This window comes from Citrobacter freundii complex sp. CFNIH4, assembly GCF_002934505.1.
GTDB lineage: Bacteria > Pseudomonadota > Gammaproteobacteria > Enterobacterales > Enterobacteriaceae > Citrobacter > Citrobacter freundii.
The window spans coordinates 230608-252932 of record NZ_CP026234.1 but is presented as its reverse complement, the minus strand read 5'-3'; the positions used below and the strand labels follow the sequence as shown (position 1 = coordinate 252932).

Genomic DNA, 22325 nt, shown 5'->3' with positions numbered 1-22325 from the left:
CCGTCAGCCACGTTGTTCTGGCAATTCACAGCTGTCCGGCCCGCAGCGGCGATGTGCTGGCGAGATGAAATCCCAGACCGACACCCCAACCATCAAGGCCAGGCCGACATAGAGCAGTCCACCGCTCTGCCAGCCGTAAGCCCGCATTAAAAACACCGCTGCCAGCACCAAGATCGGGCCTATCGTGCCGAGCGCCGTGCGTCGCCACTGTCGATGATTGAGCCAAGCGATAGCATTGGCGAGTAACGCGATGCCGGCGAACATCGGCAGCAGGATGCCAATGAATAGCCCCTCGTACTGGCTCAAGAAGCCCAGTCCGATGGCCGCGCCAAAGCTGGCGATGGCAGGAAAACAGGCGGCGCAGCCCATCGCGGAAACGACGCTGCCGAGCGCGCCGGTTTTGCCAGCGATGCGCGTGATGAGTCCCATGTGTCGCTCCCGAGTTCGGTTAACGGATCAGCGTTTGAGGCTGGACGGATAGCCCGCGTCCTCGGTCGCCTTGGTCAACTTCTGGACGTTGGTCTTGGCATCGTCGAAGGTGACGACGGCCTGGCGCTTGTCGAAACTTACGTCGGTCTTGCTCACGCCCTCAACCTTGGAAAGCGCGTGCTTGACAGTGATCGGGCAAGAGGCGCAGGTCATGCCAGGCACGGACAGCGTGACGGTCTGGGTGGCGGCCCACACGGGGGCAACAACGGCAGCGAGGGCGAGGGCGGCAAACAGTTTTTTCATGATGAACTCCTGTGATTAATAGAAAAATGGCATGACGTAGGGAAATCCGAGCGAGACCAGGACCAGCGCGGCCACGATCCAGAAAATGAGCTTGTAAGTAGCTCGCACTTGGGGAATCGCGCAGACCTCACCCGGTTTGCAGGCTTGCGCCGGGCGGTAGATGCGCCGCCAGGCGAAAAACAGCGCGACCAGCGCTGCGCCGATGAAGATCGGGCGATAGGGTTCCAGCACCGTCAGGTTGCCGATCCATGCCCCGCTGAACCCCAAGGCGATCAAAACCAGCGGCCCCAGGCAGCAGGCCGACGCAAGAATGGCGGCCAGCCCACCGGCGAAGAGCGCGCCGCGCCCGTTTTGTGGTTCAGACTTTTGTGGTTCAGACTTTTGTGGTTCAGACTTTTGTGGTTCAGACATACGCTTGTCCTTTCAAATTTGGTTTGGATAGCTTAAGCTTACTTCCGTAGTTATGTACGGAGTCAAGCGATATGCAAATTAATTTTGAGAATCTGACCATTGGCGTTTTTGCCAAGGCGGCCGGGGTCAATGTGGAGACCATCCGGTTCTACCAGCGCAAGGGCCTGCTGCCGGAGCCAGACAAGCCCTATGGCAGCATTCGCCGCTATGGCGAGGCGGATGTAACACGAGTGCGGTTCGTGAAATCGGCCCAGCGGCTGGGCTTTAGCCTGGACGAAATCGCCGAGCTACTGCGGCTGGAGGATGGCACCCATTGCGAGGAAGCCAGCGGCCTGGCCGAGCACAAGCTCAAGGATGTGCGCGAGAAGATGGCCGACTTGGCACGCATGGAGGCCGTGCTGTCTGAACTGGTGTGCGCCTGCCATGCGCGGAAAGGGAACGTTTCCTGCCCGCTGATTGCGTCACTGCAAGACGGAACGAAGCTCGCTGCATCGGCGCGGGGGAGTCACGGGGTGACTACGCCTTAGCGTGCTTTATTTTCCGAATTCTGAGACGACCCCAGCAGGAAAAAGCCAAAAGCGCGGCTGATAAAAAACGCATTACGCAGAAGCTGAAGCAGACGGCTTTTGCGGGGGCGAAGAACTATCAGTACGTAATGAGCGAACAGCCTGAAATGCGCAGCATCCAGCCGGTTCACGTCTGGGATAACTACCGCTTTACCCGGTTTGAGTTTCCGGCCAATGCGGAGTTACCGCAGGTCTACATGATCTCGGCCAGTGGCAAAGAAACGCTGCCTAACTCTCATGTTGTGGGTGAGAACCGCAACATCATCGAGGTGGAAACCGTCGCTAAAGAGTGGCGTATTCGTCTGGGCGATAAAGTCGTTGGCGTTCGTAATAATAATTTCGCGCCGGGCGCCGGTGCGGTAGCAACCGGTACGGCTTCCCCGGATGTGCGCAGGGTTCAAATTGGGGAGGATAACTGATGGCCCGTAAAAGTGTCGATGTAGATCAGGAACTCGATGAAAACACCGGAGACGGTGAATTTGAAAGCGAGCGTGGCGGATTTAATGGCAGTAACCGCCGTTCGGCTCCTGGTATGAAAGCCTTTGTCATACTGATGGCGCTGCTTGCTTTGGTATTCATCGGGATTACGGTCATGGGTAAAATTCGCGCCCCGGCTAAAGCTGAAGCTGATAAAGACGGTGGTAAAGCGCAACAGGCCAATACACTGCCAAACTACAGCTTTAACAGCGATCCTGATGTTAATAAACCTGCAACTGCGCAGAATAGCGCCACTGATGCCCGTGCTGTGCAGGCTGCCGCACAGGCAGATGCAGATGCGGGCAGCAGCAATACCGGCGCGCGTACCTCTAATAAGCGTAAAGAACCTTCGCCTGAAGAACTGGCTATGCAGCGTCGTCTGGGCGGCGAGCTGGCCCAGACTAATCAGGCGGCTACAAGCAATAGTCCCGGAGTGCAGCCCCAGGACAACGAAACAAGCGAAGGTAGTTCAGCACTCGCTAAAAACCTGACTCCTGCAAGGCTGAAGGCTAGCCGCGCTGGAGTCATGGCTAATCCCAGCCTGACTGTTCCGAAAGGCAAAATGATCCCCTGTGGTACCGGCACCGAGCTGGATACCACTGTTCCGGGTCAGGTTTCCTGCCGGGTTTCACAGGACGTTTACTCAGCTGATGGACTCGTTAGGCTGATTGATAAAGGCTCATGGGTTGACGGGCAGATTACCGGTGGTATCAAAGACGGCCAGGCGCGCGTGTTTGTTCTCTGGGAGCGTATCCGCAATGACCAGGACGGAACAATCGTTAATATTGACAGTGCCGGAACGAACTCACTCGGCAGCGCGGGGATTCCGGGCCAGGTGGATACCCATATGTGGGAGCGTCTGCGTGGTGCGATCATGATTTCGTTGTTCTCTGACACCTTAACGGCGCTGGTTAACCAGACGCAGAGTAATAACATTCAGTACAACAGTACAGAAAACAGCGGTGAGCAGCTGGCGTCTGAAGCACTCCGCTCTTACATGTCTATCCCCCCTACCCTCTACGATCAGCAGGGTGATGCGGTGAGCATTTTTGTTGCCCGCGACCTCGATTTCAGCGGCGTTTATACGCTCGCAGACAACTAAAAAAGTGGGCGCTTAGCGCCCGCTTTTCTTCAGGAGTAATCATGACTGATGCAGCTTTCTATCAACTTGGCCCACTGCGCGAGTATTTAGAAGATCCTACTGTTTTTGAAATTCGCATTAACTGCTTTCAGGAAGTTATCTGTGATACGTTCAGCGGCCGCAGGGTTGTGCAGAACGCGGCAATTACGGCAGATTTTATTAGGAACCTTGCTAAATCGTTGGTGAGCAGCAACAAGCTGACCATGCAGGCCATTAATGACGTGATCCTGCCTGGCGGGATCAGGGGCGTTATCTGTCTGCCCCCTGCGGTGATTGACGGTACAACGGCCGTAGCGTTTCGTAAGGATTTGGCGGCCGATAAAAATCTGGAGCAGCTGACCCGCGAGGGGATTTTCAGTGACTGCCGGAAGATTACCGGCAGCAAGCAAAGCCTAACGGATGATGATTTTTTCCTTAAAGAGCTGCACAGCAGCGAAAAATGGCCCGCATTCCTGCAAACCGCCGTTGAGAAGAAACGCACTATCGTGATCTGCGGTGAAACCGGGTCGGGGAAAACGGTACTCACGCGCGCGCTGTTAAAATCGCTACATAAAGACGAGCGTGTAATTATTTTAGAGGACGTTCACGAAGTCACGGTCGATCACGTTGTAGAAGCCGTTTATATGATGTACGGCGATGCAGGAAAGATCGGCCGCGTCAGCGCCACTGATGCCCTGCGAGCCTGTATGCGTCTGACACCGGGCCGTATCATCATGACTGAGCTTAGGGATGATGCTGCGTGGGATTATCTTAAAGCACTTAATACCGGCCATCCAGGCGGTGTTATGTCAACGCACGCTAACTCTGCGCGCGATGCCTTTAACCGTATTGGGCTGCTTATCAAGGCGACCCCTATCGGCCGTATGCTCGATATGAGCGATATTATGCGAATGCTCTACTCCACCATTGACGTTGTGGTGCATATGGAAAAGCGGAAAATCAAAGAAATTTATTTTGACCCTGAATATAAAATGCAGTGTGTGAACGGGAGCCTGTAATGAAAAACTTAGCAACCTGGCTTCTGGCCGCAGCATTTACGACAGCCGCCCTGCCCGCCTTTGCGGTGGAACCATCCGTTCAGGTTGGCTACTCGCCTGAAGGAAGCGCCCGCGTTCTCGTCCTGAGCGCCATTGACTCCGCAAAAACCTCGATACGGATGATGGCTTATTCTTTTACCGCCCCGGATATTATGAAAGCACTGGTAGCAGCCAAAAAACGGGGAGTTGATGTGAAAATCGTAATTGATGAAAGGGGCAATACGGGGCGCGCCAGCATTGCGGCCATGAACTACATAGCGAACAGCGGCATCCCTTTGCGTACTGACAGTGATTTCCCTATCCAGCATGACAAGGTGATCATCGTGGATAATGTGACCGTTGAAACTGGCAGCTTTAATTTCACCAAAGCGGCCGAAACGAAAAACTCGGAGAATGCGGTGGTGATCTGGAACATGCCTAAGCTCGCTGAATCATTCCTCGAACACTGGCAAGACCGCTGGAATCGGGGGAGAGACTACCGTTCCAGCTACTGAATACTGACCGCCAAAAGGCGGTTTTTTTGTTCAAAGAAACTGATCTCAGTATCGCGCCCGGGGCAGCTGGCCAACGTCGCCGGCATCGCGCCGGCAAAAATCGAAAAACAGAAATATCAGCAAGATAGCTTAAACAGGTGTCGGGAAATTTCGTTGAGATATTTTGAAGGAATCACAGTGTAAGCAGGCGCTTTTTCAGGGAGGCGCGTTCTTGCGGGTTGCGTCCCTTGTGATTGGCGATGCGATCCGCCGTGGCGGCCTGGCGCTTGACGGGCCAGTAGGAGCGGCCATCCTTGCCCATCGACCAGACGCTGCTGGCCTGGTTTTCCAGCAGGGGCAGATGGGCGCTCAGGGCTTCGGGCGACGCGCTGGTCAGCGCCGTGCGCTCACGGGTGCGCCAGCGCTGATGCCAGAGCTTCTTGTCCTCGCGCTCGCTGCCGCAGGTCGTGTGCCCGACGATGGGTGTTTTGCGGCGGCTGCGGCTCATAACGTAGTGGTCTCCAAGAACATTCAGGACTGATCCCAGGCGTCGATGGTCAAGACCTGATCGGCAGGACAGGCGGCTACGCGGTCGGGAACTGGATGGTGTTCAGTCTCATGCCGACCCCATTCGATTGATCGCGTCGCTTGCGGCACGCTGCGACGCAAGGAGGTTTGCGACCTGGTTTAGCAGCCGTGTCCGCTGCATGTCTGTTACCTATCTCCCCGACCGCTCATTGGACCAACTCCAGAGATTGGGCTCTATCGCTCAGCCAATACGAAACCGGCATTGGCTGATGCCACAACCGAGACTAACACAAATGGCTCGGTACCTGTATTTCGCGCCCCGTGCACTTGGCCCGGTCTTGCCACGGCTATCTCACCTTCCCTGAGGGCACGAACAATCCCATTGCCCTGAAAGTAATCAGCCATTCCCGACAAAACAGTCCACGTGTCTTGGCCGTGAGGATGAATGTGAGCCGCAATTTCCTGCCCGGGATGGACATGCCAAACCACGATAATTGAGTCTCGGGTTTCAAGCACAACGGAACGAATAGGCTCGCCTTCGGACGGCTGAACATACTCGGCTACAGAAAATATTCTCGATTCAACAGTCATCGGAGATCCCTCTTTCACAGTTGTCGTTACGGTCTTCATCGTCGGCATCCTGACGCACGGCGGGCAATTGCTGGAGCAACGCCGGCAGCCATTCCTGTACCGTCTCCCACACCACATCGAGGTTGATGTCGAAATAGCCGTGAGCCATGCGATTACGCATATTGCGCATGCTGCGCCACGGCACGTCGGCATGCGCCTGGGTGAACTCGACGTAGCCATCCATCACCTTTGTGGCCGCCTCGCCGATGACGATCAGGCTCATGATGACGGCCTGCTGGGTGCGCTTGTCGGCCAAGAAGTCGTCCTTGGCCATCCCTTCCACGAAGCTGCGCGCATCGGTTGCGGCCTGCTGAATGTGGTCGAGGTAATCGGGCAGGCGGTTCTCGCTCATATCGGTTGCGCCTCCGCGAGCACCTTGGCCCGGAACTTCGGCGGCAGGTCGCCGGGAGTCAGCAGATCGACGTCAACGCCGAGCAGCGATTTCAGTTCTTCTTCCAAATCGCCCAAGTCCAACAACGTGGCACCGGGCAGCGCATCGACCAACAGGTCGAGGTCGCTGCCATCCCGGTCGGTGCCATGCAGCACCGAGCCGAAGACGCGCGGGTTCGCGGCGCGAAAGCGGCCTACCGCTTCACGCACTGCGCTTCGCTTCATGTCAAGCACAACAGACGGTCGCATGCGCATCCTTTCTTATCGAAACTCGTTGAGATGATATGCAATCAAGAATAGAATTTCAAGAACTATTTTCGAGAATCGCAATGCCTTGATTCCCGTGCCGCGCCGGTTGCCTTGGCGGGCTTGTCACAAACCTACGTTTTCAAGAAGAAGGAAACCGCATGCCCCGCCGTTCGATCCTCTCCGCCGCCGAGCGCGAAAGCCTGCTGGCGTTGCCGGACACCAAGGATGAGTTGATCCGTCACTACACGTTCAGCGAAAGCGACCTCTCCATCATCCGGCAGCGGCGCGGCCCGGCCAATCGGCTGGGCTTCGCGGTGCAGCTCTGCTACCTGCGCTTTCCCGGCGTCATCCTTGGCGCTGATGAGCCACCGTTCCCGCCATTGCTGAGACTGGTCGCCAACCAGCTCAAGGTCGGCATCGAAAGCTGGGACGAGTACGGGCAGCGTGAGCAGACCCGACGCGAGCACCTGGTCGAGCTGCAAACGGTGTTCGGCTTCCAGCCGTTCACGATTGGCCACTACCGGCAGGCTGTCCAGTTGCTGACCGAGCTGGCCATGCAAACCGACAAGGGCATCGTGCTGGCCAGAGCCTTGATCGAGCACCTGCGGCGGCAGTCGGTCATTGTGCCCGCCCTCAACGCCGTCGAGCGGGCGAGCGCCGAAGCGATTACCCGCGCCAACCGGCGTCTCTACGACGCCTTGGCTGAGCCGCTGACGGACGTGCATCGCCGTCGCCTCGACGATCTGCTCAAGCGCCGCGACAACGGCAAGACGACGTGGCTGGCCTGGCTGCGGCAATCCCCGGTCAAACCGAACTCGCGGCACATGCTGGAACACATCGAACGCCTCAAGGCGTGGCAGGCGCTCGACCTGCCCTCCGGCATCGAGCGGCTGGTTCACCAGAACCGGCTGCTCAAGATCGCCCGCGAGGGCGGCCAGATGACGCCCGCCGACCTGGCGAAGTTCGAGCCGCAGCGGCGTTACGCGACCCTGGTGGCGCTCGCCATCGAGGGCATGGCCACCGTCACCGACGAAATCATCGACCTGCATGACCGCATCCTGGGCAAGCTGTTCAATGCCGCCAAGAACAAGCATCAGCAGCAGTTCCAGGCATCCGGCAAGGCGATCAATGCCAAGGTGCGGCTGTTCGGGCGCATCGGCCAGGCGCTGATCGAGGCCAAGCAAGCGGGCCGCGATCCGTTCGCCGCCATCGAGGCCGTCATGTCCTGGGATGCTTTCGCCGAGAGCGTCACCGAAGCGCAGCGGCTCGCGCAACCCGAGGACTTCGATTTCCTGCACCGCATCGGCGAGAGCTACGCCACGCTGCGCCGCTACGCGCCGGAATTTCTCGACGTGCTCAAGTTGCGGGCCGCGCCCGCCGCCAAGGACGTACTCGACGCCATCGAGGTGCTGCGCAGCATGAACAGCGACAACGCCCGCAAGGTGCCCACCGACGCGCCGACCGAGTTCATCAAGCCGCGCTGGCAGAAGCTGGTGATGACCGACACCGGCATCGACCGGCGCTACTACGAACTGTGCGCGCTGTCGGAGCTGAAGAACGCGCTGCGCTCCGGCGACATCTGGGTGCAAGGCTCGCGCCAGTTCAAGGACTTCGAGGACTACCTGGTGCCGCCCGCGAAATTCGCCAGCCTCAAGCAGGCCAGCGAATTGCCGCTGGCCGTGGCCACCGATTGCGACCAGTACCTGCATGACCGGCTGACGCTGCTGGAAACGCAGCTCGCCACCGTCAACCGCATGGCGCTGGCCAACGAGCTGCCGGACGCCATCATCACGGAGTCGGGCCTGAAGATCACGCCGCTCGATGCGGCGGTGCCCGATACCGCACAGGCCCTGATCGACCAGACGGCGATGATCCTACCGCACGTCAAGATCACCGAATTGCTGCTGGAGGTAGACGAATGGACGGGCTTCACCCGGCACTTCGCCCACCTGAAGTCAGGCGACCTGGCCAAGGACAAAAACCTGTTGCTGACCACGATCCTCGCCGACGCGATCAACCTGGGCCTGACCAAGATGGCGGAATTGTGCCCCGGCACGACCTACGCCAAGCTGGCCTGGCTGCAAGCCTGGCACATCCGCGACGAAACCTACGGGGCGGCACTGGCCGAGCTGGTCAACGCGCAGTTCCGACATCCCTTCGCCGGGCATTGGGGCGACGGCACCACGTCATCGTCGGACGGCCAGAACTTCCGCACCGGCAGCAAGGCCGAGAGCACCGGCCACATCAATCCGAAATACGGCAGCAGCCCAGGGCGGACGTTCTACACCCATATCTCCGACCAGTACGCGCCGTTCCACACCAAGGTCGTGAACGTCGGCGTGCGCGACTCGACCTACGTGCTCGACGGCCTGCTGTATCACGAATCCGACCTGCGGATCGAGGAGCACTACACCGACACGGCAGGGTTCACGGACCACGTCTTCGCGTTGATGCACCTGCTGGGCTTCCGCTTCGCCCCGCGCATTCGTGACCTGGGCGACACCAAGCTCTACATCCCGAAGGGCGATGCCACCTACGAGGCGTTGAAACCGATGATCGGCGGCACGCTCAACATCAAGCACGTCCGCGCCCATTGGGATGAAATCCTGCGGATGGCCACCTCGATCAAGCAGGGCACGGCGACGGCCTCGCTGATGCTCAGGAAGCTTGGCAGCTACCCGCGCCAGAACGGCCTGGCCGTCGCCCTGCGTGAGCTGGGACGCATCGAGCGCACACTGTTCATCCTGGACTGGCTGCAAAGCGTCGAGCTGCGCCGCCGCGTGCATGCCGGGCTGAACAAAGGCGAGGCGCGCAACGCGCTGGCCCGCGCCGTGTTCTTCAACCGCCTGGGGGAAATCCGCGACCGCAGCTTCGAGCAGCAGCGCTACCGGGCCAGCGGCCTCAACCTGGTGACGGCGGCCATCGTGCTATGGAACACGGTCTATCTGGAGCGGGCCGCGAACGCCTTGCGTGGCCACGGTCAAGCCGTCGATGACGGCCTGTTGCAGTACCTGTCGCCGCTCGGCTGGGAGCACATCAACCTGACCGGCGATTACCTCTGGCGCAGCAGCGCCAAGATCGGCGCGGGCAAGTTCAGGCCGCTACGGCCGCTGCAACCGGCTTAGCGTGCTTTATTTAATGAGATGGTCACTCCCTCCTTCCCGGTATTATGCTGAGGACAGGCTTTCATTCGGAGAACTATCATGGAAAACATTGCGCTCATTGGTATCGATCTGGGTAAAAACTCTTTCCATATTCATTGCCAGGATCGTCGCGGGAAGGCTGTTTACCGTAAAAAATTTACCCGGCCAAAGTTGATCGAATTTTTGGCGACATGCCCCGCTACAACCATCGCAATGGAAGCCTGTGGCGGTTCTCACTTTATGGCACGCAAGTTGGAAGAGTTGGGGCATTCCCCAAAGCTGATATCACCACAATTTGTCCGCCCGTTCGTTAAAAGCAATAAAAACGACTTTGTCGACGCCGAAGCTATTTGTGAAGCTGCATCGCGTCCGTCTATGCGTTTTGTGCAGCCCAGAACGGAATCTCAGCAGGCAATGCGGGCTCTGCATCGTGTCCGTGAATCCCTGGTTCAGGATAAGGTAAAAACAACCAATCAAATGCATGCTTTTCTGCTGGAATTTGGCATTAGCGTTCCCCGAGGAGCTGCCGTTATTAGCCGACTGAGTACCCTTCTTGAGGACAATAGTTTGCCTCTTTACCTCAGCCAGTTATTGCTGAAATTACAACAGCATTATCACTATCTTGTTGAGCAGATTAAAGATTTGGAATCCCAGTTGAAACGAAAGTTGGACGAAGATGAGGTTGGACAGCGCTTGCTGAGCATTCCCTGCGTCGGAACACTGACAGCGAGTACTATTTCAACTGAGATTGGCGACGGGAAGCAGTACGCCAGCAGCCGTGACTTTGCGGCGGCAACAGGGCTTGTACCTCGGCAGTACAGCACGGGAGGTAGGACGACATTGCTGGGAATTAGTAAGCGAGGTAATAAAAAGATCCGAACTTTGTTGGTTCAATGTGCCAGGGTATTCATACAAAAACTGGAACACCAGTCTGGCAAATTGGCCGATTGGGTCAGGGATTTACTGTGCCGGAAAAGCAACTTTGTCGTCACTTGTGCTCTGGCAAACAAGCTGGCCAGAATAGCCTGGGCCCTAACGGCACGACAGCAAACTTATGTAGCATAACGGCAGAAATACACCGGTTTAAAGAATTACTGATCTGGTTTTGCGAATACTGATATTGATGATACTAACGGCCCACCGGCCTGTTGAGGAACCTGTAAAACGGAAAGGCTCATTGAAGCCGTATATTTTCTGGAGGTTCATCAGGCGCGGAACTCATCAAGGCGCGGGAATAAAATCCCATTCAGACGCCGGATAGATTCAAGCAAGCCAACTTGTCGTCAAAATCGGTGTTGCAAAAACGGGAGTGACCATAGATTCCGTTTTCTGAGACGACCCCTGGCTGCGCGCCTACGACTTCACGACTGACCGCGGCGCCATGGCGCTCAATGACTACGCCCGCTCCAACGACCCCTTTACACGGGTCGGCCGGCAGCAGGTCGCTGTCGACGTCTCCAGCGTCATCCGCGCGTCCCCGGACAGCTTCCGCGTCGCCTGGGTCGAGCGCCGATACGAAAATGGCCAGCTCGCCGAGACCACGCGCTGGACCGCGATCCTGACGATCGTCGTGCAGATCCCCCGAAACGCCGACCGGCTCAGGGCGAACCCGCTCGGCATCTACGTCAACGCCATCAACTGGTCACGGGAGCTTGGGCAATGAAGCCGTATTTCCGTAAAGCCGGAAACCCGGCTTCACACACACACGTACTCCCGGCTCTCCGTAGAGCCGCATTCCCGGTCGTTCTGCTAGCGGCGACCGCGCTCGCGGGCTGCGCGACCACCAATCCGCCGCCGGAGATTTCCTACGACAATGCGGCTCCGGCGGTGCAGACCGTCGATCCACCCGCGCCGGTCACCGTGGTCGAGCTGCCCCGGCCGCTGCCGCTGCCTGGCCAATTGCAGCGTGTGGAGGAGACGCGGCGTGCCCCGGAGCCTTCTAATCCGACCGCTCGCGTCAACCAGGCAAACGAGGCGGCACGAGTCCAGCCGGTGCGCGACGGCTTCATTAACTCGATGCAGGTCTACCCGTGGACTCAAGGGGCGCTTTATCAAGTCTATACCGCCGTCGGGCAGATCACCGACATCGCGCTCCAACCCGGGGAGCAGCTTGTCGGCGCAGGCCCGGTGGCCGCCGGCGACACAGTGCGCTGGATCATCGGCGACACCGAGAGCGGATCGGGGGCAACGCGCCAGATCCACATCCTAGTAAAGCCCACCCGCGCCGACCTGATGACAAACCTCGTCATCAACACCAACATGCGCACCTATCACATGGAGCTGCGCTCGACAGAGCGCACCTATATGGCGTCGGTCTCATGGCAGTATCCGCAAGACCAGCTCATTGCGCTGCGCCGTCAGAACGCCGAGGCGCAGGCGGCCCAGCCGGTGGCGAGCGGCGTCGATCTCGCGAACGTCAACTTCCGCTATGCGATCGAGGGCGACCGTGCGCCGTGGCGGCCGCTGCGCGCCTTCGACGACGGACGCCAGGTCTTTATCGAGTTTCCGCGCGGCATCGGTCAGGGCGAGATGCCGCCACTCTTCGTCGTCGGCCCCGAGGGCAACACCTCTGAGCTCGTGAACTATCGCGTTCGCGGCCACCACATGATCGTTGATCGTCTGTTCGCGGCTGCCGAACTTCGCTTCGGCTCCGGCCGCGAGCAGAAGCGCGTCAGGATCGTCCGCACAGACGGGAGGCCGACCTCGTGAGCGAGAACCCGCCCCGGATTGAGGAAGTGCCGGACGACGATGCGCAGCCCCTGACCGGCGAGCCGGTCGGGCCTGCGCCGATGCGGCTGCGGGCCGAACCGCCCCGCGTCACCCGGTTGTCGCGGAAGGTTCTCGCCGGCCTCGGTCTTGTCGCCAGCGTCGGGCTCGGAGGTGCGCTGATCTACGCGCTTCAGACCCGCGACGCCGGTCGGCCGAACGACGAACTCTATTCGACCGAGAACCGCTCGACCGCTGACGGACTGGCCGGCCTGCCGCGAGATTACAGTGGCGTGCCACAGCTCGGTCCCCCTCTTCCCGGTGACCTCGGCCGGCCGATCCTTAGTACCCAGGATCGCGGACAGCCGGTGCCCACACCCGGGACGGCCACGCCCAATCCCGGCATCAGCCCGGAAGAGCAGCGCCGCCTTCAGGAAATCGAGACCGCGCGCACCAGCCGTCTCTTCTCCGGATCGGAAAGCCGGGGCACACCCGCTGCTGCGGGAGCTGCCCCAGCGCTCGCGCCGGTGCCGGATTTGGCGAGCATTGGCCTCGCTCCGCCGCCCGCCACGCCCTCGGCGCAGGACCGGCAGAACGCGTTTCTGAACGCCGCGGCCGATCGCAGGACGGTTGCGCCCGATCGCGTCGCTGCGCCAGTATCGCCGAACGTCCTTCAGGCGGGAGCAGTGATATCCGCGGCGCTGATCACCGGCATCCGATCCGATCTACCCGGCCAGATCACCGCGCAGGTCACCGAAAACATCTACGACAGCCCAACCGGCCGTATCTTGCTTGTGCCGCAAGGCACTCGTGTGGTCGGGCAGTACGACAACAACGTGCAGTTCGGCCAGAGCCGAGTCCTGCTCGTCTGGACTCGGCTCGTCTTCCCGAACGGGCGCTCGATCGTTCTCGAGCGCCAGCCTGGTGCTGACGCTGAAGGGTTCGCCGGGCTGCAGGATGGCGTCGATTACCATTGGTGGGATCTGGCCAAGGCTGCGGGATTGTCGACACTGCTGAGCGTCGGCGCCGAACTCGCGGTCGACAACGACGATCAGCTCGTTCAGGCGATCCGGAACGGTGGGCAGGACACCATCAACGACGCAGGGCAGCAGATTGTGAGGCGTCAGCTCAACGTCGCGCCCACGATCACTATTCGGCCCGGATTTCCCGTGCGCGTTCTCGTGACGCGAGACTTGGTACTGGAGCCATATGGAGGGTGATGATGTCGAAGCTTAAGCTAGGCCCCATCGCGGACGACAAGCCGCTTAAGGTACAGGTCGAGCTACCTGCAGCTCTCCACCAGGACCTTGTTGACTACGCCCACCTATTGGGCCGAGAGCAAGGTCAGTCCGCTGTTGACCCAGCTCGGTTAATCGTCCCGATGTTACAACGGTTCATCGCGACAGACCGTGGCTTCGCCAAAGCCAGGCGAACGTTGACGCCGGGGAGCGCCGATTAATCCGTGGTCCCCGCTCTAGAGGGGGTGTCGAAACACTTCAGCAGCAGCGGCAGAGTCGGGTTGTCGTTGTCACTGGAAGAAATTATAGCGGCCGTCGGCGCCCGCGCCGATGGGAGCGGGATCAACGCGATATCCGGCCGGTAGATCACGCTGGTGATGGTCAAGCCGAAGCCCTGTTCGACCATCGTCAGCAGGGTTTCTCGGCTGACTTGTTGGATCGAGAGTTGAACCGCTCCGTCTCCGGCGCCCACCATGCGCCGGAGTATGCCAGCGAGCTCACGCCCAGCGCCATCCGAGCGAACGAGGAAGACTTCGTCACAAACGTCCTCCCACGACAGCTGTGGCCGTGCTGCCAACTCGTGAAGCGGGGACAATGCCACGAACAGATCTGGTTCGCAGAGACGTCGAACTTGGAACTGAGGGCTCTTGCTCGCACTCAGGCTGATTGCTGCGTCCAGTAATCCGCGCTTCACCCCCAAAGTGTTTTCTTCTGAAGTGCCTTCCTCAAGCTTTACCTCGATCGTCGGATGTCTATTTCTGAATGCCGAGAGAATGTTGATGATCGGGCACGCCGGGAACGCTTCAAGCATTCCAAACCTCACGAGCCCGGTCTTGAGTTTCCGCGCGGAGCGGATCTCCGTTGCGGCGTTACGAAGGTAGCGCGCTCCCACCACCGCTTGTTGAAGGAAGCGCTCACCTTCTGGAGTCAGCCCTGCCCCCGCTCGCGTACGCTTGAAGAGAGAAAAGCCAAGTTGGCGCTCAAACAGCTGCACACGTCGGCTGACGGTGGATTGCGATATCGATAGGCGCTCCGCCGCTCGGCGGAAGCTGCCGGCCTCGGCGACCTGAACGGCGTACTTCAGGTATCGGAGATCAAGAGTCAGGTCGGGCATGAGACCCGTCCGATCATACCGGCGGTCTCATCGGCGAACCGCCTGCGCCCGGTGAGCGGCACCCATGCACGTCCACTTTCATCGAGCCCACCCCCGCTAGCGCCTGGGGAACGAGCACGTCCGTTGATCTCAGATGTGGAATCCGAGCTGAGCCCCTCAATGAGCATGACCATGTCCGAATCTGTCATAGATGCATGCGGCGGTCATACATTTTCACACGCTTGAAGTCTATGCGCGAAGCATATATTCTTGCGGTATGGAGCCTGAGGTCGCCAAGTACCATTTAGGTGCACTCGCGTTGGCCGTTGCAGACAGCATCGCCAGTGTCTCGGCCTCGTTTTCACCAAGCGGCCCGGGGACCGCCGTGATGGTGTTACTCAGCATGGAGCCCGGACTGCCGATCAGCGTTTTGGCTACCTCGATCGGGCTTTCTCATGCCGGGACGGTGCGATTGATCGATAGGCTCGAGCGCGAACAGTTGGTGGAACGACGAAGACAAATCACCGACAGGCGGGCGCGCTTCATTCACCTCACCAATTCGGGGAAGAAGATAACGGACGCCTTGCTCAAGGCACGGGAGCAGGTGATCTCCGAATGTATTTCGCCCCTGTCGCCCAATGACCTCGACATTCTAGGCATGCTGTCGGAGCGGCTCCTTGTGGCAAACGGCTTCGACAAAGATGGCTCGGTCAGCCTTTGCCATCTGTGCGGCTACAGCAGGATCGCGCCTTCCCGTGGTAAAGCTAAGCCGGGGCGCTCGCCACGCTGGAACGTCGCATCAGAAGGCTGACGATATGATCAGGCAGGCTTGAAATAATGGGATCGTTTGCGCTCGAACTTCTTCTATGCGTACTTGCCTTCGGGTTCGGATATGCGGCGAACCAAGGCGGAACCTGTTTAGTGGTGGCCGCTCATGAGTTACACAGAAGACAGCCGCCGAAAATGTTCGTCGGATTTCTCGCAGCGTCGGCAGCGGCAGGCCTGGTTGCGGTCCCGATAGTCTGGACGGGAACACTGGGCGCAACACTCGCACCCTCGACCAGCATCAATTTCCTCCTGCTCATCGGCGCCATCGCCTTCGGCCTCGGCGCACTCATTAATGACACATGCCTGCTCGGATCGCTGGCGCGGCTTGGGGATGGGGAGATGCGACTTCTAGCTCTACCCTTGGGATTAACGATTGGTATCTTGGCTGCCGACCATGGCAGGTTCGGCTACGATTCAACATGGCCAAGCTTAATCTCCAAACCGAGCGCAACAGGCCTCGTTACTCTCCTAGCCTTCCTAGTTGTGCTCGTGCTGGCACTCGTTTTCGTTTCCACGAAGAGCGTTCTGCGAACAAAGCCGGGTTGGTCGTTCGGCGCTTCGATGATTGGACTCGGTATCACTGGCGGACTTCTATATGCACTCTCGCCGGCCTGGACCTTCGCAGACGTGATTCAACGCGCCCTTCCTCTCAGAATGTCCCCGGCCGGCGAGGTCGCGCTCACTGCGGTGATCTCTTCGATCGCAGGCGCCCTAACCGCCTCCTTTCGCCAAGGCAATCTGCGTCTCCAACTGCCGACAGCCAATGGCATTCTGCGATCTGTCGTCGGCGGCACATTGATGGGTATCGGCATCGCGCTCATACCCGGCGGGAATGATGGGTTGATCCTCGCAGCGGTTCCGACTCTTTCACCTGGTGGGATAGTCGCCTACCTTCTGATGACGACGACAATCGTCTTCGGATTTGCAGCGCGTGGTAAGTTATTCCGGCGCTGCCTTTCACGGCCATGATAAGGGCAACAGAGGACTTGCCCTCCTGACATGAGCATTTATCCCGACCGGGAATATCGGCTGACTAGCTCGTATGCCTTTGCAGGCCCTTGGACCATGATGACCACTTCAAAGGCCGCCGGCCCCAGAATCCTGTAGGTTGCATGGTAGGTGTCGTCTCCGCAGGCATAGACGCCACTCGCTTCCAACCCGGTATCCGTCCGCGAGAAACTCAAGCTGAGGAACTGCGTCCCGATATGAGGTCCGTCTGCGAACTCGACGACAACACTGTCCTCGCTCAAGCGATAGCGATACTGCCGGCACGCGGAGAATACTCTGCCATCTGCCAGTGAGAGAATGCCGCTCTCTCGATAAGCGAGCGCGCCTTCGCCGATCGCTGCTACGATTTCGGTGGGCATGGTTATCTCGTCCAGGGCCGCGTCCATCCGTACAGGCTGGACGTTTGCCAACGGGCTATAGGCCCACCCGGAGCGCCAGCCCCATCAAGTCAAAATCCCGCAAAGGTCGCGCGTTTGCTGGGTAAAGGCATCGCCGATGAGGATGGCTTCGTGAGGCAGCGAAGCGCGAGCCAGCCGCTCGACATATCTCGCTTATTAGTATATGGTATATGCGTCGCGCATATACTGCAACGCCTGCCCGAAGCACGTAGACGACGTTCGTGACGTTCCCACGGGACCACTGTTGAGGAATTTTAGATGAGCATTTTCGACCGTTATGAATTTCTTGTCCCCGAGCACGGTCGGAGGGATCTTGGCCTGCTTAGATGGGCTCTCGTGATCGTATTTCTGTGGTTCGGCGCGATGAAGTTCACAGCGTACGAGGCCTATGGTATCGCCCCGTTTATCGAACACAGCCCGATCATGAATTGGCTCGGCATGTTCGGGACGCAGGGGCAAAGCTATTTCATCGGCGTTATCGAGTTATCGACCGGTCTCGTTCTGATCCTTGGTGCATTTCGTCCACTCTTCTCTGCGCTAGGCGCACTAATGTCAGCAGCGACCTATCTGATCACGCTGACCTTTTTCATCACCACTCCAGGTGTCGCGGAGCAGACTGCCGGCGGCTTTCCTGCGATTTCGGCTGCACCAGGGCAGTTTCTACTGAAGGACGCAGTTCTGCTAGCGGCGTCCCTCGTGCTGCTGCGTGCTTCGGTCCGCCACAGAGGGGCGCTTGTGCTCTCGTGACTGTGGTCCTCTCGTGACGGCGGGCGTGCAAATCCTGCAGAACCTCCGCGGGGCATGGATGCTCCGTCGCGATATCGAGCCCGGAGGCGCTCAGCTGCATGGCGACGCGGTCTTCGCCCGTTTCGCCGCAATCCCCGACGTCGTGGAGCACGGACTGTTCCTCAATGGGATTGATACAATCGTGATCGCGCGCGGTGACACGATGGAAGTGCGACGCCGGGGGCAAGCTAGGTCTCGCTGATCTGCACCTGCGCGGCCTGGATGACAGCGCTGACGCGGAGTGATTCTCGGGCGCGACCTACGGCGATTCCGAGCGAAAAGGCTTGCCCTATAGCCGCCAGGTATCAACGGTTCCGCGGCCTTAACGAGCCGGACCCGTTTTTTTCGGCGCGCTCGATCAGTCGAAATCCTCCGAAACCCTTCTAAAACAGGACATTTTCCACAAGCCGCGCGGAGGAAGAGGACCACGGTATGGCTTGCTGTCTATGCTCCGCGCACATATAGATGTGGCAATGGATGGACCTCGAGATCGAAACATTTTCGGGGCGTTCGCACTCATGATCAGCGACGACATCGTTCGCGCTAGTTCATCGCGGGCGCCGGAAGCTGGACCCGCCGCCTCAGCGCTGGCGTTGCTCGCGCACAAGCCCGGGCTCTCGATCCGTATGCTTGCGATCGGGGTGGGCCTTTCACATGCTGGAACTGTTCGCCTGGTGGATAGATTGGTAAGCGAGGGATTGATCGAGCGTAGGGAGCATTCGACAGACGGGCGCGCGCGATCCCTCTATCTTACTCCAACTGGCAAGGTCGCGAGCGACGAGGTCCTGGCCTCGCGCGATCAAGTGATTGCCGAAGGGCTATCGATCCTTAATCCAGACGAACTGAAAACCTTATCGGACATCGCTGAACGCGTTCTCCGAAATCGCTTGGAAAACCTCGAGCAGTCATACCGCATCTGCCGCTTGTGCTGCTACGAGGGCTGCACGAACTGCCCCGTCGATGCCGAATTGCATGAGCGAGGTGTGGACCGCGAGAAGAACGACGACGCGTAGGAGACTCGCAATTGCGGCAGCTCAACGCTGCTCAGATGGCGGGGCTTCATAATGTCAGCGAGCCTACCATCAGCCGCATTCTTTTGGCTACGCGTCAAGCCGGCCGATCGGGCATGGCGGTCTCATTCTAATATGTCGGTGATCGCCCCACTTTTAGCCGCTCAATTGATCGGAACGCGGTTTCGGAAGCGGCCGTTCAAACCACTCGCTGCATTCCCATTTCTCTATGTCCGATAGGTAGTTTCGGGGAAAAGCAGTCGGGAACAGGTTTCGGGAACGCATGCTCCGGCAGGAGCGCAGCGCGCGTCCCACACGCGTTTTCCCGGTAGAGCTTCCCAATCGGCAAAGTGCGGGCCACCTCAGACTGCGAACGCGAAAAACCGCCTGGCTGGTCACTCAAGGCAGGGTAACGACGATTTTCGCTGCGGATACACCCGCCTTCAGGGCTTCCAAGGCAGCCTGGAGCATTTCAAGGCCCTGGCCCACGATCTTCGCCGGAGGGGCGGGGACGAACGTGCGCGCCGCGAGAGCCTGCGGCAGGAATTCGCGGTAGATCATTGGACCAACCTCGTCATCCTTGAGGCTCGTCCCGGAGATGTGCGTCGCCTCGACTCCAAATGAACGCTCGTCGGGCGGGGCCAGCGTCGCTGCCACCCGGCGCGAGCCCTCGCATCTCGCAACTACGGCAAAACAGTCTTTCATGTGACCGGTCGCGTGAAGCGTTCCAGCGAGACTGCGCCCGCGCATTGCCTCAATCACGTCTTCCACGATGGCTGGACTCGAGTGGTCAAGAACCTCGCTTGCACCCAGCTCCTTCAACAGGCCGACGTTGCGCGCCGAAGCGGTGGCGACGCACCTGTAGCCCGACGCCACCGCGAGCTGGATGGCGTTGCAGCCAACGCTCGACGATCCACCCCAGACCAGAACGACCTCTGGACGCGCGGTCGGCGAGTGTAACGGTGGCGCGAGAGCCAACTGTGTCCGTCCGTAGAGCCCGCTTGCGGCGGTGCCAAGGCCAAGCGGGAGGACTGCCGCATCAGCGAAGGCAATGTTGTTGGGGATCGGCGCCGCCATGTGGTCCAGCACGATCGTGTGGTGCTGGAACGCACCCTGCGCAGGTTGATTTACGGTTGTCCCGACCGCCTGTCCGATGACTCGATCGCCGACCTTGAACCGCTCGACCGCGCCACCGACCGCCGCGACCTCACCGGAGACGTCGCTGCCGAGAATCGCGGGATAGTCGAGCCATGGCAAAAGCGCGACGTCCTGCAGAATCCAGTCGAGTGGGTTGATCGCGATGGCCGCGTTGCGGATCAATATCTCGTTCGCCGCCAGATGCGGCAGAGCGGTGACACCGATCCTCAGTGGCTGCCCCGGCGCTTTCTGCCAGGCGGCCTGATTAGTCACGGTTTCGGTCATCATCAACTCTTTCTGTCAAGTATTACAGCTGGGCGTTCGTCTGAGCGGTCCAACCGCCAGGTCGGGCGCACGAAGTGGCAGCTATAGCCCCCAGGATAGCGCACCAGGTATTCTTGGTGCTCTGGCTCCGCCTCCCAAAAGGGTTCTTCTGGGTTGATCTCCGACACGACCGGGCCAGGCCAGCTTCCTGATGCCTCGATTTCCGCGATGGTTGTGAGGGCGACTTCCTTCTGCACTTCGGTGGTGTAGAAAATCGCCGATCGATAGCTCGGACCGACATCGCTGCCTTGTTGCTCGTAGGTCGTGGGGTCATGTATCTGGAAGAAGAGTTCCAAGAGCGAGCGATAGGCGAGAACGGAAGGGTCGAAGGTCACTTCCACTGCTTCCGCATGGCCGTAATGTCTCGCGTAGGTCGGATCAGGCATTTCTCCGCCTGTGTAACCGACACGCGTCGAAATGACTCCCCTGGCTCGGCGCAGCAAATCCTCCATGCCCCAGAAGCAGCCGCCTGCGAGAATTGCTCGCTCTGTCGCGGCCGCCCTATTGCCGGTAGGCGATTGGCTCACAGTCCGTTCGCCCTCCTCCGTGTGCGCCACGGTCAAGCCAGCCTCGCGGGATCCGCAGCCTGACTGGCGCTCAAGAGCTCGGTCTGCACGTCCGAACCCCGGATGAGACTCAGATCGACGGGACACCGATCAGCGATCGCGAGGATCCGAGCGCGCTGATCATCACTCAGCGGCCCATCGAGGACAATGGTGCGGGTGAACCGGTCGGGTGGCATCATGTCCGGCACCTTCTCGTGCTGCACGGTCGTGCTCGCCCGTTCGAGCGGAAAGCCCTTGCGGTTCGCATAGAGACGCATCGTCATCACCGTGCAGGCTGCGAGGCCGGCAGATACGAGTTCGTAGGGAGATAGTCCGGTCCCGAGGCCACCGACCGATGCTGGCTCGTCGGCGAACAGAGTGTGCTCGCCGCTGCGGACCTTGAGCTGGAACGTCCCTGCAAGAGTTTCGGTGGCGACGACGCCCTCCGCAACCTCGATCTGCGGAAGATCCGCGCTGAGTGGTGGGAGAAAGCGGCTCGCCCAAACCGCCACCATGGCCGCGGCGTAGTTCGCGTCCGCGACGTCGGTGAGAAGGTGATCCGCGTTGTCGAGCGAGATGAAGCTTTTAGGGTGCCTGGACGCGACGAAGATGCGCGACGCGTGGTCGATGCCGACCACCTGATCCAGCGGAGAGTGCATGACCAGCACCGGCCGTCGCAGGGAGGCAATGGCCTTCTCGACGTCGATCCCCTCAACCGCCTCAAGGAACCCTCGGCGAATGAGGAAGGGCCTACCGGCAATCTCCACCGAGGCCTCGCCCTCGCTCGCGATGGTGTCCAGATCATTCGGTCCGAAGAGGCGCAAGATATGCTGAAGGTCGGCCGGCGCACCAATCGTCGCTACCGCCGCAATATCAGGCATGTCGGCGGCGGCTACGATCGCAGCGGTGCCACCCAGGCTGTGCCCGACGAGGAGGGACGGTGACATGCCCGCCGCCGCCATCGCATTTGCGGCGGCCCGAAGGTCCTCGACGTCCGACGCGAAGTTCACAGGTTCTCCCGTCCCACCGCCGATCCCGGTCCCGGCGAAATCGAACCTCAAGACCCCGATGCCCGCACGCGACAGCGCGCGCGAGATGTGAACAGCGGCGCGACTGTCTTTCCCGCACGTGAAGCAGTGGGCGAAGATCGCCCAGCCCCGCGGCGTCCCTTCCGGCGGTTCGAGGTGCCCGGACAGCGGAGAGCCAGCCCCACTGACAAACGTAAATGATCTTCCTGCCATGTCCATCAAACCTCCAGCACGCGGCTTGGCGGTTGCGCTCTCAGAACCTTCGACGGAGCTGAGCGGAGCGCACCGCCAACCGGTAATCGTCATCTCAGGCTATCATTTATATGTCTGGCGCATATAGACAAGCCCCTATATCATGATTATATGCGCCAAGCATACTTCTGCGACCTGCGTTCCAAAGGCGGTCTCACGGAAGAGGTATCAGTCAGGCGCGTGGGCCAAAGGACT

25 protein-coding genes and 2 pseudogenes are annotated in these 22325 nt (G+C 59.6%); 15 read left to right on the top strand and 12 right to left on the bottom strand.

The features are described 5' to 3' along the window. Nucleotides 1-3 precede the first annotated feature (3 nt). From merC to merT, 3 genes are read right to left on the bottom strand one after another with little or no spacing between them, the layout of a single operon-like run. A complete protein-coding gene (merC, locus tag C2U41_RS29080; protein ID WP_000522996.1) occupies nucleotides 4-429 on the bottom strand; it encodes an organomercurial transporter MerC in 426 nt (141 codons plus the stop codon). A 27-nt stretch (nucleotides 430-456) separates the two neighbouring features. Further along, the gene (gene merP, locus C2U41_RS29075) at nucleotides 457-732 is read right to left on the bottom strand and encodes a mercury resistance system periplasmic binding protein MerP (protein WP_000732275.1); all 276 of its coding nucleotides are present in this window, start codon (nucleotides 730-732) and stop codon (nucleotides 457-459) included. 15 nt (nucleotides 733-747) lie between these two features. Further along, nucleotides 748-1143 (bottom strand): mercuric ion transporter MerT, encoded by a 396-nt coding sequence (merT, locus tag C2U41_RS29070; protein WP_001294653.1) that lies wholly within the window; start codon nucleotides 1141-1143, stop codon nucleotides 748-750. 71 nt (nucleotides 1144-1214) lie between these two features. Between merT and merR the strand changes: the two genes are divergently transcribed. The 5 genes and pseudogenes from merR to C2U41_RS29045 all read left to right on the top strand — a co-directional run bounded on the left by merR (nucleotide 1215) and on the right by C2U41_RS29045 (nucleotide 4858). Beyond that, on the top strand, nucleotides 1215-1670 hold the full coding sequence (merR, locus tag C2U41_RS29065; RefSeq protein ID WP_001166628.1) for an Hg(II)-responsive transcriptional regulator: 456 nt from the start codon (nucleotides 1215-1217) through the stop codon (nucleotides 1668-1670). Nucleotides 1671-1702: 32 nt separating this feature from the next. Then, nucleotides 1703-2128: pseudogene (locus C2U41_RS29060) on the top strand (TrbG/VirB9 family P-type conjugative transfer protein); the annotation flags it as partial. After that, nucleotides 2128-3288 (top strand): type IV secretion system protein VirB10, encoded by a 1161-nt coding sequence (gene virB10, locus C2U41_RS29055; RefSeq protein WP_012561145.1) that lies wholly within the window; start codon nucleotides 2128-2130, stop codon nucleotides 3286-3288. The pseudogene C2U41_RS29060 and the gene virB10, both read left to right, overlap by 1 nt. Before the next feature lie 41 nt (nucleotides 3289-3329). Continuing rightward, nucleotides 3330-4325 carry an ATPase, T2SS/T4P/T4SS family gene (locus C2U41_RS29050; protein WP_012561144.1) on the top strand — a complete coding sequence of 332 codons (996 nt, stop codon included), beginning with the start codon at nucleotides 3330-3332 and terminating at the stop codon, nucleotides 4323-4325. Then, nucleotides 4325-4858 carry a phospholipase D family nuclease gene (locus C2U41_RS29045; RefSeq protein ID WP_000792636.1) on the top strand — a complete coding sequence of 178 codons (534 nt, stop codon included), beginning with the start codon at nucleotides 4325-4327 and terminating at the stop codon, nucleotides 4856-4858. The genes C2U41_RS29050 and C2U41_RS29045 overlap by 1 nt, the downstream gene beginning before the upstream one ends. A gap of 172 nt (nucleotides 4859-5030) precedes the next feature. Here the strand turns inward: C2U41_RS29045 and C2U41_RS29040 are convergent, their stop codons facing one another. From C2U41_RS29040 to C2U41_RS29025, 4 genes are all read right to left on the bottom strand, one after another. Then, nucleotides 5031-5345 carry a hypothetical protein gene (locus C2U41_RS29040; RefSeq protein WP_000091613.1) on the bottom strand — a complete coding sequence of 105 codons (315 nt, stop codon included), beginning with the start codon at nucleotides 5343-5345 and terminating at the stop codon, nucleotides 5031-5033. Between the two features lie 254 nt (nucleotides 5346-5599). Further along, on the bottom strand, nucleotides 5600-5956 hold the full coding sequence (locus tag C2U41_RS29035) for a cupin domain-containing protein (protein WP_000215515.1): 357 nt from the start codon (nucleotides 5954-5956) through the stop codon (nucleotides 5600-5602). Further along, nucleotides 5946-6347, bottom strand: a complete 402-nt coding sequence (locus C2U41_RS29030) for a HepT-like ribonuclease domain-containing protein (RefSeq protein ID WP_001293886.1) — start codon at nucleotides 6345-6347, stop codon at nucleotides 5946-5948. Before C2U41_RS29030 ends, C2U41_RS29035 begins: the two co-directional genes overlap by 11 nt. Next, entirely contained in the window at nucleotides 6344-6634 is a 291-nt protein-coding gene (locus C2U41_RS29025; RefSeq protein ID WP_001247892.1) for a nucleotidyltransferase family protein, read from the bottom strand. Before C2U41_RS29025 ends, C2U41_RS29030 begins: the two co-directional genes overlap by 4 nt. A gap of 158 nt (nucleotides 6635-6792) precedes the next feature. On the opposite strand from C2U41_RS29025, the gene C2U41_RS29020 reads away from it, so the two are divergent. The 6 genes and pseudogenes from C2U41_RS29020 to C2U41_RS28995 all read left to right on the top strand — a co-directional run bounded on the left by C2U41_RS29020 (nucleotide 6793) and on the right by C2U41_RS28995 (nucleotide 13942). Then, nucleotides 6793-9759, top strand: a complete 2967-nt coding sequence (locus C2U41_RS29020; RefSeq protein WP_032640605.1) for a Tn3-like element ISPa38 family transposase — start codon at nucleotides 6793-6795, stop codon at nucleotides 9757-9759. Nucleotides 9760-9837: 78 nt separating this feature from the next. Beyond that, complete coding sequence (locus tag C2U41_RS29015; protein WP_022542389.1) at nucleotides 9838-10842, top strand: IS110-like element IS4321 family transposase; 1005 nt, start codon at nucleotides 9838-9840, stop codon at nucleotides 10840-10842. A gap of 277 nt (nucleotides 10843-11119) precedes the next feature. Next, nucleotides 11120-11440: pseudogene (gene trbF / locus C2U41_RS29010) on the top strand (conjugal transfer protein TrbF); the annotation flags it as partial. Next, the gene (gene trbG / locus C2U41_RS29005; RefSeq protein ID WP_011191356.1) at nucleotides 11437-12486 is read left to right on the top strand and encodes a P-type conjugative transfer protein TrbG; all 1050 of its coding nucleotides are present in this window, start codon (nucleotides 11437-11439) and stop codon (nucleotides 12484-12486) included. The pseudogene trbF and the gene trbG, both read left to right, overlap by 4 nt. Next, nucleotides 12483-13703, top strand: a complete 1221-nt coding sequence (locus C2U41_RS29000; RefSeq protein WP_011191355.1) for a TrbI/VirB10 family protein — start codon at nucleotides 12483-12485, stop codon at nucleotides 13701-13703. Before trbG ends, C2U41_RS29000 begins: the two co-directional genes overlap by 4 nt. 2 nt (nucleotides 13704-13705) lie before the next feature. Continuing rightward, a complete protein-coding gene (locus C2U41_RS28995) occupies nucleotides 13706-13942 on the top strand; it encodes a DUF2274 domain-containing protein (RefSeq protein WP_026227538.1) in 237 nt (78 codons plus the stop codon). On the opposite strand, the gene C2U41_RS28990 is transcribed toward C2U41_RS28995, so the two are convergent. Then, entirely contained in the window at nucleotides 13939-14835 is an 897-nt protein-coding gene (locus C2U41_RS28990) for a LysR family transcriptional regulator (RefSeq protein WP_011191354.1), read from the bottom strand. The genes C2U41_RS28995 and C2U41_RS28990 overlap by 4 nt on opposite strands. 367 nt (nucleotides 14836-15202) lie before the next feature. Between C2U41_RS28990 and C2U41_RS28985 the strand changes: the two genes are divergently transcribed. Both C2U41_RS28985 and C2U41_RS28980 read left to right on the top strand, forming a co-directional pair. Further along, nucleotides 15203-15625: a MarR family winged helix-turn-helix transcriptional regulator gene (locus tag C2U41_RS28985; protein WP_223296479.1), complete on the top strand. Its 423-nt coding sequence runs from the start codon at nucleotides 15203-15205 to the stop codon at nucleotides 15623-15625. Between the two features lie 26 nt (nucleotides 15626-15651). Then, nucleotides 15652-16611: a YeeE/YedE thiosulfate transporter family protein gene (locus C2U41_RS28980; protein ID WP_004099025.1), complete on the top strand. Its 960-nt coding sequence runs from the start codon at nucleotides 15652-15654 to the stop codon at nucleotides 16609-16611. A gap of 38 nt (nucleotides 16612-16649) precedes the next feature. Here the strand turns inward: C2U41_RS28980 and C2U41_RS28975 are convergent, their stop codons facing one another. Next, the gene (locus C2U41_RS28975) at nucleotides 16650-17009 is read right to left on the bottom strand and encodes a DUF6314 family protein (protein WP_166479491.1); all 360 of its coding nucleotides are present in this window, start codon (nucleotides 17007-17009) and stop codon (nucleotides 16650-16652) included. Nucleotides 17010-17306: 297 nt separating this feature from the next. Here C2U41_RS28975 and C2U41_RS28970 point away from each other — a divergent pair, with 297 nt between their 5' ends. Together C2U41_RS28970 and C2U41_RS28960 are read left to right on the top strand one after the other, a co-directional pair. Next, a complete protein-coding gene (locus C2U41_RS28970) occupies nucleotides 17307-17795 on the top strand; it encodes a YkgB family protein (protein WP_004099027.1) in 489 nt (162 codons plus the stop codon). Between the two features lie 557 nt (nucleotides 17796-18352). Next, a complete protein-coding gene (locus tag C2U41_RS28960) occupies nucleotides 18353-18847 on the top strand; it encodes a MarR family winged helix-turn-helix transcriptional regulator (protein ID WP_004099028.1) in 495 nt (164 codons plus the stop codon). A gap of 396 nt (nucleotides 18848-19243) precedes the next feature. On the opposite strand, the gene C2U41_RS28955 is transcribed toward C2U41_RS28960, so the two are convergent. From C2U41_RS28955 to C2U41_RS28945, 3 genes are all read right to left on the bottom strand, one after another. After that, nucleotides 19244-20269: a zinc-binding alcohol dehydrogenase family protein gene (locus tag C2U41_RS28955; RefSeq protein WP_004357654.1), complete on the bottom strand. Its 1026-nt coding sequence runs from the start codon at nucleotides 20267-20269 to the stop codon at nucleotides 19244-19246. Further along, nucleotides 20269-20757, bottom strand: a complete 489-nt coding sequence (msrA, locus tag C2U41_RS28950) for a peptide-methionine (S)-S-oxide reductase MsrA (protein ID WP_045269765.1) — start codon at nucleotides 20755-20757, stop codon at nucleotides 20269-20271. The genes C2U41_RS28955 and msrA overlap by 1 nt, the downstream gene beginning before the upstream one ends. 107 nt (nucleotides 20758-20864) lie before the next feature. After that, nucleotides 20865-22097, bottom strand: coding sequence for a bifunctional alpha/beta hydrolase/OsmC family protein (locus C2U41_RS28945; RefSeq protein ID WP_045269764.1), 1233 nt, complete (start codon nucleotides 22095-22097; stop codon nucleotides 20865-20867). Between the last annotated feature and the right edge of the window lie 228 nt (nucleotides 22098-22325).